Origin of the sequence: Acinetobacter seifertii (genome assembly GCF_000368065.1) — a bacterium.
GTDB classification, from domain to species: Bacteria; Pseudomonadota; Gammaproteobacteria; order Pseudomonadales; family Moraxellaceae; genus Acinetobacter; species Acinetobacter seifertii.
In genome coordinates, this window is record NZ_KB851200.1 from 722,959 (window position 1) to 738,427 (window position 15,469).

Consider the following 15,469-nt stretch of genomic DNA (forward strand, 5'->3'; position numbering starts at 1 on the left):
CTATGCAAGCTAAATTGAATAAAGGGAAATATTTAAATATTTCCCTTTATTTTTATCTTAAAGATCAGCTTTCACTTCTTCACCAATTAAGTAAAACGTTCCACCTGCAATATAATGCAGGCTTCGAAGTTCTTTTGGCGCATCTTGAAAATGCCAGTGCCCATCTCTAAAAACGCGACTATCTGCCCATGCACCTACAACAGAACCAATAAATAAATCATGAACTGACTGATTATGCGGTTCAGGAATAAGTTTACAAACCAGCCATGCGATACAACGTGATACAAGTGGGCTACTCAGGTCTTCTTGATAGAATAGTTCAACTCCACAGTGTTCAAGTTTTTGTGGGTCATCCAACTTACTAATGGTTCCAAGTTGCTTGGTCATATTAAGCTGTGCATAGCAAGGAACTTGTAGGGTGAAGTAACCACTTTGCTCAACAAGCTGTCGAGTTTTCGTACTTTTATCTAAAACTACAGACACTTTGGCAGGCTTAAATTCTAAGGCACATGCCCATGCGGCAGCCATTACATTGCGGTCATCACCATGTTGTGCAGAAACCAACACAGTTGGACCATGATTTAATAAACGATAAGCTTTTTCTAACTCTACTGGTGCAATATATGATTGGGACATATTTAGCCTAAGTAACAAAGAAACTAATTCGTTCTATTGTTGCAGAAAGTTTGAAAGAAGTAATGTGAACAATAGAGCAGTAACCGAATAAAAAACTGTTTCTATTTTATAGCTTTCATAATAATTAACTTAGTCATAAAATCATTTGGCTTCTAAGTGAAAGGATTAAAGTGTGACCGAGCTTCAAGATATCGATTTTGTAGAGTTAAGTGATGAAGAAATGCATCTCTATAGCCGTCAGATTTTACTTGATGGATGGGATATTGAAGCTCAGGAAAAGCTCAAACTTGCTAATGTAATGATTATCGGCGCTGGTGGCATAGGCTGTAGCAGTGCAGAACTACTCGCACGAGCAGGGGTTGGGAAAATTACACTCATTGATGCAGATACCATTGAGATAAGTAATTTACAGCGCCAAATCGCATTTGGTCATGAAGATATTGGTCGCTATAAAGCTGAAGTTTTGGCAAAACGGTTACAGAAAATTAACCCTTATATCTGTGTTGAATACTTTAATGAACGTTTAGACGAACATAACATTGATAGACTTGTTGAACACCAAGATGTGGTTTTAGATGGCTGTGATAACTTTACAACTCGTTATTTAGTGAATAGCGCTTGTAAGAAACATCAGGTCGCATTAATTAGTGCTTCTGCAATTGGCTTTCAGGCGCAAATGTTTATGGTTGAGAGTGATTCTGCTTGTTATGAATGTTTGTTCCCCAAAGAACAACATGACAATGAAGGATTGCGATGTGCTGAGTCAGGAGTGCTTGCAACAACTCCTGTAATGATAGCGTCATTACAAGCACATCACACTTTGCTTTATTTAGGGCTAAATCGTACGCCGTTAAAACAGAAACTGCTACTTTGGGATGGGTTAACGATGACACAACGCATTGTTAATTTTGATAAAGATATAAATTGTCCACTTTGTCAGGCAAGCTAATCAGCAAATAAAGCAAAATTTGCTACACTTGAGACGAATATTCTGGTTCTAAAGAAATATGAAAAAAAATATTTTATTTGATGGATTGCGCTCAGTTGCCCGTATCGGTGAAACCGCAGTGGTTGCTGCTAAAGCTGGTATTAAATATGCAACTGATAAACCAAGTAATGCCAAACTCATGCGAGAGACTTTTGAGTCGCTTGGCTCAACATATATTAAGCTTGGTCAGTTTATCGCGAGTACACCATCGCTATTTCCGCGTGAATATGTAGAAGAATTTCAAGGTTGTTTAGATCAGACACCAACTCTGCCATTTAGTTATATTCAAGGCGTGCTTGCCTCTGAATTTGAAGGGCGTGATTTAAACCAGATTTTTAGTTATATCGATGAAAAACCTTTAGCTTCTGCTTCAATTGCTCAGGTTCATGCGGCTAAACTCACGACTGGTGAAGATGTCGTTATTAAAGTACAAAAACCTGGCGTAGAAACTATTTTATACACTGACTTAAATGTGGTGCATTGGGCAGCCAAACTACTTGAACGTGCAGTCCCTAAAATCAAGTTTGCTGCTCTTTCTGACATTGTCGATGAAATTAAAACTCGTATGGTGCGTGAAGTTGACTTTATTGAAGAAGCCCAAAACTTAGATGACTTTATAGAATATTTAAATATTTCTCAAAACCACGCTGCGACAGCCCCTAAAGTTTATCATCAGTTTTCTACACGCCGTGTGTTGACCATGCAGCGTTTATACGGTGTGTCTTTGACAGACTTTAGTGTCGTGAAACAATATGCTAAAGATCCGTCACAGGTACTGATTACTGCCATGAACACATGGTTTGGTAGTCTTATGCTTTGTAAGAGTTTCCATGCGGACTTACATGCTGGAAATCTAATGCTACTCGAAGATGGCCGAATTGGTTTTATCGATTTCGGTATTGTGGGGCAGTTAAAGCCAGAAGTCTGGACAGCGTGTATTGCGTTTATGGATGCCTTACAAAAAACTGATTATCAGGCAATGGCTGAAAATATGCTGAAAATGGGCATGACCCATAACAAGGTTGATGTTCAGGTTTTAGCTCAAGATTTAGAGCGTTTGTTTAATGGCGTATTAATGGCCGATCCACAGCAGATTTTGTCTTCAAATCCAGCCGATTTAAACGACATTATGATGGATATGGTAGGGGTTGGTGAGCGTCACGGTATTAAATTCCCTCGAGATTTTGCCTTGTTATTTAAGCAAATGCTTTATTTCGATCGTTTTATGCGCGTACTCGCACCATATACTGATATTTATGCAGACCAACGTTTGAAAATGGTTCAAAATATGGAACCTGCTTCTTTGTTAAAGCATTAAGGTCAGTTTAGATTTATGGATGCCATTATTATTGAAGGCTTAAAGGTTGAGACAGTCATTGGCTGTTTCAACTGGGAAAGACAAATCATTCAACCTTTAATGTTGGATTTAACCATCCATAATGATTTGAGCCGAGCTGCAGCATCTGACAAGCTTGAGGACACACTCAACTATGCCCAGATTTGTGAGTTATCGGCTCAAACCATTCAGCAAGCCAAACCTGAGTTAATCGAGCACGCAGCTCATCTAGTTTTGCAATGTTTATTTGAAACCTTTCCAACAATTGAAAAAATTACCATAACCATCCGTAAGCCAGCCATCATTGCAGAAGCTAATGCTGTAGGAATTCGTCTTGAACGCACCAGAAACAATTTTTGCACTCGCCCTAGCGAGTAATTTAGACGCAGATCAGCACTTTACTTTTGCTTATACGCAATTAGCAACTTTGGGGAAAGTGCAGTTTTCATCTGTTTATCAAATTCCATGCCGAGATGGTATTGGAGATGATTACTGGAATTCAGCGTGTCTATTACGAAGCACGTTATCATCTGAACAAGTTGAATCTTTTTTAAAGAAACTTGAGTCAGATTCTGGACGTGTTCGACCATCGCATCATATTTCTTTAGATGTAGATTTGATTGCATGGGGAACTGATTTGGACCATATGCAATTTAATTCTAAAAAATTACCTTTGGCGCTCGATGTAAAAATTCCTTTATATGAACTTTGGCATTGTGAAAGACTAAAGGCTGATAGTACGCTTTACCCAGTTGTTAATTTTAAATTTTAAGGTCTTTCAAACTAAAATTTACGCAAAATTTACGCGGCCTTTGAGTTCCTCAATAGAGAATTTACGAGCATTTTATCCATACTGAAATCCACTAAATTAGTGTTACTTCAGGACAATAAAGATGCTTATAAATTCTCAAATGCGCATCTTGCATCAGTCTGGCATAGCCTTATGCGGACTCAAAAAAAGTGATATTTCTTCATCTCTCCTTATTTCCATTTTGGCAAATCAAGCCAAGGGGTATAGAGGAGAATAGCCATGTTAGAACTTATCCTTGTTTTATTTATTGCTATTTTTTTAGCATGGTGCCTTAGCAAATATCTATCCCAAGTAATGGCAAATCAGCCGATGGTCGGCGATGGATTATTTCGTTGGATTGAAAATCCTGTATATCGCTTGTTAGGTATATCTCCACAACAACAAATGAACTGGAAACAATATTCTTTAGCATTTGTTGTTAGCTGTATTTTTTTAGCTATAGCCGTTTTTGCTATTTTTATGACGCAAGCATGGCTGCCATTAAACCCAAATCATGCACCAAATATGAGTTGGGATTTAGCATTACACACGGTTATTTCATTTTTAACCAACACCAACCAACAGCATTATTCTGGTCAAGCTCAATTGTCTTATTTGTCGGAAATGACAGGTATTGTAGGTTTGCAAGTCATCACACCAATGATGGGGCTAGCTTTAGTTGTTGCGACCTTAAGAGCTTTCTTTTATCAACGTCCTAGCCATATTGCAGCTGACGTTGCGGAACAGCCAGATCAAATTTTAATTGGTAACTATTGGGCAGATGTAATACGTCCTACAGTTCGTTTCTTGCTTCCTCTTTGTTTTGTTTGGTCATTGTTGCTTAACAGCCAAGGCGTACCAGCAACTTTTCAGGGTGGGCCGGAAGTACAGCTTATTGATAAAGCGAATACCGTACAAACCCAAAAAATTCCATTAGGTCCAGTTGCACCCATGGTTGCTGTTAAGCAATTGGGTAGTAACGGTGGCGGTTGGTATGGTCCAAATAGTTCTGTACCTTTAGAAAATCCAACGCCGCTATCTAATTTATTAGAAATGATTGCGATTTTACTCATTCCAATTACAGTCGTTTTTATGGTGGGACATTTTACTCGACGTAAAAAATTTGCCTACTTTGTGTTTGGTAGCATGCTTTTGATGTCAGTTATTTCAGGTGCAGCAGCTGTCTGGTCTGAAAGTATGTCATCGACCGCATCTCAAATTGCTGTAATGGAAGGTAAAGAACAACGTTTTGGACCAGCCGCATCAGCAGTTTGGGCAGCGATCACTACGCAGGTGAATAACGGTTCGGTCAATATGATGCATGATTCTTCTGCGCCGCTTACTGGGCTGGTTGAACTCATTAACATGTTGATTAATGCAATTTGGGGCGGTGTGGGCTGTGGTCTGCAACAGTTTATGATTTATCTGTTACTTGCGGTATTTATTGCAGGCTTAATGACAGGTCGTACACCTGAATTGTTTGGACGCAAAATTGAAGCAGCAGAGATCAAGTTACTTGCGATTATTATCTTAATTCAGCCTCTTATTATTCTGGCTTTTACAGCCTTGAGTCTTAGTATTCCGGGATTATCAGGTATCACAAACCCTGGACCACACGGTATTAGCCAAGTGTTCTATGAATATGTTTCTGCTTTTGCAAACAATGGTTCAGGTTTTGAAGGCCTTGGAGACAACACCGTATGGTGGAATGTCACATGTAGTCTTGCTCTTCTTTTAGGACGCTTCCCGACATTAATTTTGCCATTAATGATTGCGACACGTTTAGCAGCAAAAAGAAAAGCACCCGAAACAACAGGTAGTCTTCAGGTTGAAACTCCAACCTTTGCCTTAACGCTGATTACGATTGTTGTATTGCTTACCTTATTACAATTTATGCCAGTTCTTGTCCTTGGGCCAATTGCCGATCAACTTTTGTTGGTTAAAGGCTAAGGAGGCGAGTGAAAATGAATACACAAACTCATGTAAATAGCCATAAAACGACTGTGGCAGTACCAAGTTTTGAAGTTTGGAAAAATGCTTTTGTAAAATTGCTACCACAGCATGCAATTAAAAACCCTGTCATGGCAATTGTATGGCTTGGAACAGTAATCACTGCTCTAAGTACCTTAATGGGATATGCCACACTGATGTTTGGTTTGGTCGTTACAGCAATTTTGTTTATTACGATTTTATTTGCTAACTATGCTGAAGCGGTTGCAGAGGCTAGAGGTCGTGGACAGGCATCTTCATTGCGTGCAGCAAGAGAAAACTTGACTGCTCGAAGACTTAATTCTTTGACAGACCGCCAAGCAACTCAAGTTGCAGCCACCGAACTACATTTAAATGATTATATTGAAGTACATGCAGGTGAGCTTGTTCCAGCTGACGGTGAAATTGTAGAAGGCTTTGCGACCATTAATGAATCAGCGGTTACAGGTGAGTCAGCACCCGTGTTACGTGAAGCTGGAACTGACCGTTCAGGTGTTATTGGTGGGACTAAAGTTCTTACAGATCGTATTGTTGTGCAAGTGACCGCAGAATCTGGCCAAAGTTTCTTAGACCGTATGATTGCTTTAGTTGAAGGCTCAAATCGCCAGAAAACACCAAATGAGATTGCACTTGGCTTCTTGTTAATGGTGATGACACTTACATTTTTAATTGTGGTGATTAGCCTACCATTTATTGCTCATTATTTGCATATTGAACTTGATCCAGTTGTACTCGTAGCATTGTTAGTCTGCTTAATTCCAACAACCATTGGTGGCTTGTTACCTGCGATTGGTATTGCAGGTATGAACCGCGCGCTCAAAGCCAATGTTTTGGCGAAATCAGGTAAAGCTGTCGAAGTTGCAGGTGACATTGATGTACTTTTACTGGATAAAACAGGAACCATTACATATGGTGACCGTCAAGCGACTTCTTTTTATCCTTTAACTTCTGTGACTGAATCTGAATTAAGAGCTGCTGCTTGGGTAAGCTCACTTGCTGACCCGACACCAGAAGGCAAGTCGATTGTTAAGTTAGCAAAAGAACAGGGTTTAAAACAGCAAGAACCTGAGCAAGCCGAATTTATCTCTTTTAGTGCTTCGACTCGAATTTCTGGTGTGAATTTACCGAATGGTGAGCAAATTCGTAAAGGTGCTTTAGACGCAATCTTGAAGTTTGTAGATGAAGATTATTCTCAAGATTTAGAGTTAAAAGCACGTGTTGAACAAGTTGCCAAAAAGGGTGCAACACCATTGGTAGTCGCAAATCAACATCATGTATTAGGTGTGATTGAACTCTCTGATGTGATTAAACATGGCATTAAAGAGCGTTTTGCACGCTTAAGAGAAATGGGCATCAAAACTGTCATGGTTACAGGTGATAACCCATTAACCGCTGCCGCGATTGCTGCTGAAGCTGGGGTAGATGACTATATTGCCGAAGCAAAACCAGAAGACAAATTGGCTTGTATTCGCACCGAACAACAACAAGGTCGTTTAGTTGCGATGGTCGGTGACGGAACCAACGATGCACCAGCATTAGCACAAGCGGATATTGGTTTAGCTATGAACTCGGGTACACAAGCCGCGAAAGAAGCTGGCAACATGGTCGATTTAGACTCTGACCCAACCAAACTACTTGCTGTGGTTGAGATTGGGAAACAGCAGTTGATTACCCGCGGTGCTTTGACAACATTTTCGTTAGCAAATGACGTCTCTAAATACTTTGCCATTTTGCCTGCATTGTTCGCTGCTGCGATTCCACAAATGCAAGTATTGAATGTAATGCACTTAGCAAGTCCAAACAGCGCGATTTTATCTGCATTAATTTTTAACGCGATTATTATTCCGCTATTAATTCCAATCGCACTCCGAGGCGTGAAATTTAAACCTTCAACTGCAACTCAGTTACTCCGTCGAAATATGTTGATTTATGGGGTGGGCGGTGTGGTTCTACCATTTATTGCCATCAAAGCGATTGATGTTGTGATTGTTCAATTATTTGGTTTGTAATCTGGAGGTTGAAATGAAAACTTATGTACAAAATTCAGAAGCAAATTTGGGTCAAACCTTAAGAGCATCTTTCGGACTTCTAATTTTTACCCTTGTTGGTTGTGGTGCCGTTTATAGTGCGATCGCTACAGGTGCGGGACAGGTGTTATTTAACAATCAAGCAAATGGTAGTTTGATTGAAATAAACCATAAAGTTCTAGGGTCAAAATTAGTCGCTCAGCCATTTGTTGGAGAGGCTTATTTTCATCCACGTCCTTCAGCGGTTGCTTATGACCCAATGTCTATGGGGGCCACAAACTTAGCCCTTACCAATCCAGAGCTTCAAAAACAAATTGATGCTCAGATTCTTGGGGTAAAAAAACAAGACCATACGGGCAATACCGCTATTCCAAGTGATTTGGTGACTAAATCAGGTAGTGGTATCGATCCGCATATTAGCCCTGAATCTGCTCAATTGCAGGTTGCCAGAGTGGCTCAAGCGCGTCATTTAGACCCTAAAGCTGTAGAAGAGTTATTACAAAAGCATATTGAACCAGTTCAGTTTGGTGTACTAGGGCAAGCTCGTGTTAATGTATTAGAACTCAATATCGCTTTAGATCAATTACAATCTACACATTAACTTAAAAATAAAGTTGTTAGTTTACCGGATGATATCAAGTGCAAAGCAATCGCGAAAATCAGGCTGAAGCCTTATTAAATCATGTCAACAGATATCAAGCCGGTCGACTAACGGTCTTTCTCGGTGCCGCACCTGGGGTTGGAAAAACCTATGCCATGCTTGCCCGCGCTAAAGAGTTATATCAACAGGGCACAGATGTTGTTGTGGGTATTGTTGAAACCCATGGAAGAATAGAAACTCTAAAAGTTTTGGAAGGCTTGCCTCAAATTGCTAGAAAGGAAATGCAATATCAGGGGCACACTTTAGAAGAAATGGACTTGGATGCTATTTTACTCAGGCATCCGGAAATTGTTTTGGTTGATGAGTTGGCTCATCGCAATATACCAAATAGTCGCCATGAACGACGGTGGCAAGATGTCAATGAATTGCTAGACGCTGGTATTGATGTATTTACCACCATGAATATTCAGCATTTAGAAAGCTTAAATGATGTGGTACATCAGATTACGGGCATTCGAGTAAATGAAACTGTGCCAGATCGTGTATTTGATCGTATTCGAGACATTCGTTTAATTGATTTACCTGTTAGTGAACTGATTGAAAGGCTCCATCAAGGAAAAGTTTATGTGCCGGAGCAAGCGAATCTGGCATTGCAAGGCTTTTTTAGCATTTCAAACTTAACTGCATTGCGTGAACTGACAATGCAATGCGTTGCTGAGCATGTCGATTCAGATTTAAAACAGAGTTATGCCTCTAAAGGTTTAAAGTCTATCTCGTTGCAAAATGAATTGATGATTGCGATAGATGGACAAGGTTCTTCTGAATATTTAGTGCGGGCAGGTTGTCGTTTAGCTGAACGCTATGGAGCAACATGGACTGTAGTGAATGTTGCTAAAAGTTTGGACTTGGGACAGAGTTCGGGAAATTCATATAAAAAAGAATATATTGAAATCGACCGCGCATTTGAGCTGGCTCGACAACTCGGTGGTCGAACAGAAGTCTTATATGGGCATCGAGTTGCGTCAGTGTTAATGGATGCTGCCGTTGATCGAGGAATTTCCAATCTGGTTATTGGTAAAAGTATTTCACCGTGGTGGTTAAAGTTATTTAAGAAAAATTTAGCTCAGCAATTATTAAATCAAGAAAATTCGATTGCTTTAACTATTTTGCATCCAGAACAGGGCACTAAAAAGATCACTCAGCTTGAAAAGCCATCATTTTTATCATTAAAAGAAAGTATTTTTGTTTTAGCGGTTACTTGTGTCAGTATTTTTATAGCTCACTTTGCCGAAGTTCTATTGGGTATTGAAGACTTTTCTGTCATTTTCATTATTTCAGTTTTAATTGTAGCAACGAAAACCCGAATGCTTGCTGCAGTAGTAGCCGCTCTTATTTGTTTCTTAGCCTATAATTTTTTCTTTATAGCACCACGTTTTACATTTCAAATTTCAGCACACCAAGGGGTGGTTACCGTTGTTGCTTTTTTTGCAGCAGCTTTAATCGCTGGGCGGTTGGCTTCTCAGTTACGCCAGCAAGTTTTGTCTTTAAAAGCTGCCAATGCTTACACCACAGTGATGCAAGACTTGGCACGTAAGCTTTCTAGTGCTGTGAATCTTGAAGAAGTCATGCAAACAGGGCGTATGACTTTAGAAACCCAGCTTCAAACTAAAGTGTGGATTTCTATTCAAGATAGAGTCATTTCATCTGATATTGAGCTAAATGATAAAGAAAAAGTAGCTGCAGAATGGTGTTTGAAACATCAACAGCCATGCGGGCGCTTTACCGATACCCTTAGTCAGTCGAACTGGTGGTTTCTACCGCTTTTAGAACAGAAAAATAGCCTAGGTATAGTGGGAATTTACTTTAAAGATGAAGTGGTTTCTCTAAATTTTGAGCAAAAAAAACTAACTGAAAGTGTAATTGAATATATTGCACAGGCAGCACTTCGAACCCAATTGGTGAATGAGCTTGAACAAGCAAAAGTCACCAGTGAAACAGAGCGCTTACGTTCAGCTTTATTATCTTCGGTATCGCATGATTTACGCTCGCCACTAGCTTCTATTATTGGCGCAGCAGACACGCTTGCCAATTTTAAAGCTGATATGTCAGAACAAGACCAACAAGATTTACTTGAAACGATTCATTTAGAAGGGGAACGGTTAGACCGTTATATTCAAAACCTACTTGATATGACCCGTTTGGGACATGAAGGTTTAACTTTAAAAAGAGACTGGATTGGGGTAGATGAGTTAATTGGTTCAGCTACCCGCCGTTTAAAGCGCTATAAACCAGATACCAAAGTCACAGTTCAGTTGCCTGAGCAACCGATTAGTTTGTATGTCCACCCAGCATTGGTAGAACAAGCCATTTTTAACGTTTTAGAAAATGCTGCAAACTTTTCACCTCCCGATGAACCAGTCATGATTCGTGCGAATCTTTCATCAGAAGATGAAGTAAAAATTGAAATTGAAGACAAAGGTGTGGGAATTCCTGAAGAAGAAAGACACCGCATTTTTGATATGTTTTACACGATGGAGCGTGGAGACCGTGGAAAATTTGGTACTGGTTTAGGGCTTACAATCGTAAAAGCGATTATTGGTGCTCATATGGGTACAATAGAAGCATTTTCAGGGCGCCAAAATAAAGGTACTTTAATTCAAATCAGATTACCCATTCACCCCGTAAAAGAATAAGTTGTAAATTCATGATAAGTTCCGAAACATCACCTGTAGAAACACGCATTGTGATTATTGATGATGAGCCTCAAATTCGTAAATTTTTAGATATCGCTTTAAGAACTCAAAAATATAAAACCACGCTCTGCGAAACGGGTTACAAAGGTCTAGAAGCTTTAGCAACCCAAGGTGCCGACTTAGTTATTCTAGATCTGGGCTTACCCGATTTAGACGGGAAAGAAGTCCTTCAAGAGTTACGTAGCTGGTCGAATGTGCCGGTTATTGTGTTATCTGTACGCGCTGATGAATATGAAAAAGTTGCCTTGCTAGACGCAGGGGCAAACGATTACATGACCAAGCCTTTTAGTGTGCAAGAGCTTTTGGCGCGCATTCGTGTCATATTAAGAAATCAACCAATCCAGCAAGAAGCGCATATTTATGACGATGGTTATCTCAAAGTTGATGTTACGCAACGTTTGGTTTGGGTCGAGCAGCAGCCAATTACGTTAACTCGAAAAGAATTTCGGTGGTGTTTCAAAAAGTATGCTGAAACAAAGCAGGTTGAATTTTGATAAAATAGAGAAATGCGAATAACTCTAGAAATCAAATGTCCAACCTGCCTCAGTGACAGTATAAAGAAAAATGGCATCAAAGTAGATGGGAAACAAAACTATCAGTGCAAAGACTGTAAACGTCAGTTTATTGGTGACCATGCTCTGAGCTATCTAGGATGTAATTCAGGCATTACTCGAAAAATATTACAGTTGATGGTCAGAGGTAGTGGTATACGAGATATCGCTGAAGTTGAGCGAATCAGTATCGGTAAAGTTTTACGTACTTTAACCGAATCGACCTACCAAATTCAGCCTAAACAAAGTCATTATGAGTCTCTTGAAGTTGATGAGTTTTGGACTTTTGTGGGAAATAAAAATAATAAACAATGGCTTATTTACGCCTACCATCGAGAAACAGGTGAGATTGTTGCTTATGTTTGGGGTAAAAGAGACTTAGCTACAGTTCAACGATTGAAAACAAAGCTTAAACAATTAGGTATTCACTACACCCGAATTGCAAGTGATCATTGGGACAGTTTCATAACTGCTTTTAAAAACTGCAAGCAAAGTATTGGTAAATTTTTTACTGTAGGTATTGAAGGTAATAATTGCAAAATAAGGCATCGAATTAGGCGTGGTTTTAGAAGGAGTTGTAATTTTTCAAAAAAGATTGAAAACCATTTTAAAGCTTTCGACTTAACCTTTTTTTACATCAATAATGGCTTCATTTAATGTCAGCATACTTTTTGAAACACCACCAGAATTTCAACTTTTGACCCTATTAATGCGCTATCAAGGACAGCTTTTAACCCAGCCACAGCTCTTAAAAGAACTGTGGGGGCCAACCCATCAGGAAGATACGCATTATTTGCGTATTTTGGTGGGTAAGTTGCGCAGTAAACTAGGAGATAACGCGATTCAGCCACGCTATATTGCTACTGAACCTGGTGTGGGATTACGCTTTTTAGCTAAACAGAAAAATCATTAATGAGATATAAAAAAACCTTAGGGTATTTCTCCCTAAGGGTTTGCAAAGTGGTTTATAGTTTTTTGCTTTTTTTTATTTATATATCCCAATGCTGCTCTGCTTCAGTCATTTGGCTGTAAATATTTTGATATTCAGCCTGCTTAACCGTGTACCAATGCTCTACAAAGTCAGCTCCTAAATATCCTTTTAAAATAAGGCTTCCTTTAAATATTTTTAAGGCTTCTGGTTGGTTGTTGGCTAATAAAATGTGCTCATCTTGAAACTTCAAAAGATGTGCAGGTTTTGGTAGCGGTAACTTATGAGATAAGCCATAAGATACGCCCGCTAAAATAGTGGCTGTAACAAGATAGGGGTTACAGTCAGCTCCAGCAACACGATATTCTAAACGTTGATTTTGTATATCTGAGCATGGAATTCGAATTGCGACATTACGATTGTTGGTATCCCAATTGGCTTCTAATGGCACATGATGCCCAATTTTAAAACGTCTATAAGAATTAATATTAGGCGCTAAAATCGCCATAGATGCAGGCATTAACTCAATGAGTCCGCTAATCGCACTGAGTAATTTGGCTGCCAGCTCATCTTTTTCTTCTTCTGAGCTAAATATATTTTCATGGTATTGATTGAGCATGCTCATATGAAAATGCATGCCACTACCAGCTTTTGCCAAGTTCGGTTTCGCCATGAAACAAGCGGTTAAGTCATGCTTTCTTGCAACTTGCTTTACAATTCTTTTTAAGGCATTAATTTGATCGCATAGCTTTAAAATGTCATGGCTGTGTTGAAGATTTAGTTCATATTGTCCAGGTGATGACTCCGCAACAATAGCGGTAATTTCAATAGATTGCAGTAGGGCGGCTTTTTCAACTTCATCTAGGACTTGTTGATAGTTATTGGGTGCATCTATATCAAAACATTGGTTTTCTATACATGTGTCAGCCTGATTCTGAGGTGAGAAAAGATAAAACTCTAATTCGGCAGCCATGACAGGAAAGTAATTATTAGCATGTAACTGATTTAATATTTTTTTTAATATATTGCGTGGTTCATAGCGACAGTCTGTACCATCTTCTTCTTGCATGGATAGATAAAGCTGGGCATTTAATTCTGGCGATAAGGCACTTGGTTGTAAGCTGCCTAAAATGGGCAGACAAAGTCTATCTGGTTCACCGATATATTTTCCTAAGCCTGTCTCTTCAATCACTTTACCATCAAGACTCATGGCATAAACAGAAAGTGGAAAATAACATCCATTCGATAGATTTTTTAGACTTGAACCGTACCGGGTTTGTCGGAGACCACTTTTCTTGAGAGAATGTCCCGATGAAAAAAGTAAAATACACCCCTGAAATCAGAGATAGAGCGGTTCAATTATTGATTGAATCCGAAAAAGATTATCCTTCTACTTGGGCTGCAATCACAGCAATTGCTCCCAAGATTGGCTGTACTCCTGAAACACTACGTTCCTGGCATCAGAAGCATTTGAATCAACAGAATCCAATTAAAGTACAGCAGCTTTCAGACCAAGAACGCATTAAACAACTTGAACGCGAAAATAAAGAACTGCAGCGAGCCAATGAAATTCTACGTAAAGCAGCTGCTTTTTTCGCCCAGGCGGAGCTCGACCGCCCACACAAATAATGGTGGATTTCATTCATAACCATAAAGACCTATACGGTGTTGAGGCGATTTGTAGAATTCTACCAATCGCAACTTCAACCTATTATCGAACTTTAGATCTTGCGGACAATCCAGAACATCGAGCGAAAAGAGATCTACATGACCTGCATCATGCTGAACAAATTAAACGAATTTGGCAGGAAAGTTCAGGTCGGTATGGTGTACGTAAAGTCTGGCAAAAACTGAAACGGGAAGGTTATATTGTTGCGCGCTGTACAGTTGCTCGATTGATGCAACAGCTAGGAATACAAGGTGTTTGGCGTGGTAAGAACAAACAAACGACACGTAGCAGAGATGATCAAAAACGAGCAGCCGACTTGGTGAAACGGAATTTTAGTGCTGATCATCCAGATCAGCTGTGGGTCGCAGACTTCACATATATTCAAACCCATTCAGGCTGGGTGTATACCGCCTTTATGATTGATGTTTTCTCACGGGCAATTGTTGGCTGGAAAGTATCAACACGGATGAATACAGACATGGTCCTTGATGCACTGGAACAAGCGTTACATGCTCGCGGTATGCCAAAGAATGTAATTCATCATTCCGACAGAGGCGTGCAATACCTTTCTATTCGTTACACCCATCGTTTGGAAGCAGCAAATTTACGAGCATCAGTCGGTACAACTGGTGATTCATACGATAATGCTTTGGCTGAAACGGTGAATGGCTTATACAAAACAGAGGTGATTGAATATTTAAAAGCAGATTGGCAAGGTTTAGCAGATGTACAACTTGCGACACTAAACTGGGTAGATTGGTTCAATAAAAAGCGTGTACACAGTGCACTGGGTTATGTATCGCCTTTTGAGTTTGAAGCAATGTACTATGATAAGATTAACCCGTTAGGTCAGGTGGCCTAACTTAAATAAAAAAGTCTCCGACAAACCCGGTACGGTTCAACTCTTAACATCAATACGTTTACCACGAATATGCCCGTTTAAGTCGTGTAGACAAATATCAATGTGTTGAGTCTGAGGATATAAACTTAAATATTCATCCACTTCTTTAAAAAAAAGTTCTGAGTTAAACGTATGGATTTGCGTTTGTGGAATAAGATCATCTGATATTTTAAATGCCTTAAAGTGAGAATCTTTTAAGTTTAAATTGGGGTAAATAAGCGTACTCATTATAAAAAACCTTGGTGGTTATTTAATTCAAATCCTACCTGAGCCTTTGAAGGAAATCGCGTAAAAAAAGAG

Annotated in this window: 11 protein-coding genes, 4 pseudogenes and 1 other annotated feature; of the genes and pseudogenes, 12 read left to right on the forward strand and 3 right to left on the reverse strand. The window is 39.4% G+C overall.

The genetic code is table 11. The features are described from left to right. Window positions 1–57 precede the first annotated feature (57 nt). A complete protein-coding gene (locus F985_RS10880) occupies window positions 58–636 on the reverse strand; it encodes a flavin reductase family protein (protein ID WP_004700871.1) in 579 nt (192 codons plus the stop codon). A 172-nt stretch (window positions 637–808) separates the two neighbouring features. Here F985_RS10880 and F985_RS10885 point away from each other — a divergent pair, with 172 nt between their 5' ends. From F985_RS10885 to F985_RS10935, 11 genes and pseudogenes are all read left to right on the forward strand, one after another. Beyond that, complete coding sequence (locus F985_RS10885; protein WP_004700872.1) at window positions 809–1,585, forward strand: HesA/MoeB/ThiF family protein; 777 nt, start codon at window positions 809–811, stop codon at window positions 1,583–1,585. Between the two features lie 58 nt (window positions 1,586–1,643). After that, complete coding sequence (locus tag F985_RS10890; protein WP_004700873.1) at window positions 1,644–2,942, forward strand: ABC1 kinase family protein; 1,299 nt, start codon at window positions 1,644–1,646, stop codon at window positions 2,940–2,942. A gap of 15 nt (window positions 2,943–2,957) precedes the next feature. Beyond that, window positions 2,958–3,338 (forward strand): dihydroneopterin aldolase, encoded by a 381-nt coding sequence (gene folB / locus F985_RS10895; RefSeq protein WP_004700874.1) that lies wholly within the window; start codon window positions 2,958–2,960, stop codon window positions 3,336–3,338. Continuing rightward, a complete protein-coding gene (locus F985_RS10900) occupies window positions 3,295–3,732 on the forward strand; it encodes a 2-amino-4-hydroxy-6-hydroxymethyldihydropteridine diphosphokinase (protein WP_004700875.1) in 438 nt (145 codons plus the stop codon). The genes folB and F985_RS10900 overlap by 44 nt, the downstream gene beginning before the upstream one ends. A gap of 258 nt (window positions 3,733–3,990) precedes the next feature. Then, window positions 3,991–5,700 (forward strand): potassium-transporting ATPase subunit KdpA, encoded by a 1,710-nt coding sequence (gene kdpA / locus F985_RS10905; protein WP_004700876.1) that lies wholly within the window; start codon window positions 3,991–3,993, stop codon window positions 5,698–5,700. A gap of 8 nt (window positions 5,701–5,708) precedes the next feature. Then, on the forward strand, window positions 5,709–7,748 hold the full coding sequence (gene kdpB / locus F985_RS10910) for a potassium-transporting ATPase subunit KdpB (protein ID WP_085945701.1): 2,040 nt from the start codon (window positions 5,709–5,711) through the stop codon (window positions 7,746–7,748). 13 nt (window positions 7,749–7,761) lie between these two features. Continuing rightward, window positions 7,762–8,367, forward strand: coding sequence for a potassium-transporting ATPase subunit KdpC (kdpC, locus tag F985_RS10915; protein ID WP_004700878.1), 606 nt, complete (start codon window positions 7,762–7,764; stop codon window positions 8,365–8,367). Between the two features lie 38 nt (window positions 8,368–8,405). Further along, complete coding sequence (locus tag F985_RS10920) at window positions 8,406–11,060, forward strand: sensor histidine kinase (protein ID WP_004700879.1); 2,655 nt, start codon at window positions 8,406–8,408, stop codon at window positions 11,058–11,060. A gap of 11 nt (window positions 11,061–11,071) precedes the next feature. Beyond that, a pseudogene (locus F985_RS10925) lies at window positions 11,072–11,569 on the forward strand (response regulator transcription factor); the annotation flags it as partial. A 57-nt stretch (window positions 11,570–11,626) separates the two neighbouring features. Further along, complete coding sequence (locus F985_RS10930) at window positions 11,627–12,328, forward strand: IS1-like element ISPa14 family transposase (protein WP_001223318.1); 702 nt, start codon at window positions 11,627–11,629, stop codon at window positions 12,326–12,328. A 19-nt stretch (window positions 12,329–12,347) separates the two neighbouring features. Beyond that, a pseudogene (locus F985_RS10935) lies at window positions 12,348–12,584 on the forward strand (winged helix-turn-helix domain-containing protein); the annotation flags it as partial. Window positions 12,585–12,660: 76 nt separating this feature from the next. Here F985_RS10935 and F985_RS10940 read toward each other — a convergent pair. Continuing rightward, window positions 12,661–13,860: pseudogene (locus tag F985_RS10940) on the reverse strand (glutamine synthetase family protein); the annotation flags it as partial. 50 nt (window positions 13,861–13,910) lie between these two features. Between F985_RS10940 and F985_RS10950 the strand changes: the two are divergent. After that, window positions 13,911–15,130 (forward strand): IS3 family transposase gene (locus tag F985_RS10950; RefSeq protein WP_085945696.1). Its coding sequence is split into 2 segments (ribosomal slippage): window positions 13,911–14,187 and window positions 14,187–15,130, totalling 1,221 coding nucleotides; the frame shifts between segments, so codons are not numbered across the junction. Beyond that, window positions 14,186–14,302, forward strand: a sequence feature (AL1L pseudoknot). (Overlaps the previous gene by 117 nt.) A gap of 39 nt (window positions 15,131–15,169) precedes the next feature. Here F985_RS10950 and F985_RS10955 read toward each other — a convergent pair. Beyond that, a pseudogene (locus tag F985_RS10955) lies at window positions 15,170–15,397 on the reverse strand (glutamine synthetase family protein); the annotation flags it as partial. Between the last annotated feature and the right edge of the window lie 72 nt (window positions 15,398–15,469).

Coding starts and splice junctions, on each gene's coding strand:
- kdpC (WP_004700878.1), top strand. CDS start 7,762: ATGAAAACTTATGTACAAAATTCAGAAGCAAATTTGGGTCAAACCTTA.
- F985_RS10930 (WP_001223318.1), top strand. CDS start 11,627: ATGCGAATAACTCTAGAAATCAAATGTCCAACCTGCCTCAGTGACAGT.
- F985_RS10880 (WP_004700871.1), bottom strand. CDS start 636: ATGTCCCAATCATATATTGCACCAGTAGAGTTAGAAAAAGCTTATCGT.
- F985_RS10890 (WP_004700873.1), top strand. CDS start 1,644: ATGAAAAAAAATATTTTATTTGATGGATTGCGCTCAGTTGCCCGTATC.
- kdpA (WP_004700876.1), top strand. CDS start 3,991: ATGTTAGAACTTATCCTTGTTTTATTTATTGCTATTTTTTTAGCATGG.
- folB (WP_004700874.1), top strand. CDS start 2,958: ATGGATGCCATTATTATTGAAGGCTTAAAGGTTGAGACAGTCATTGGC.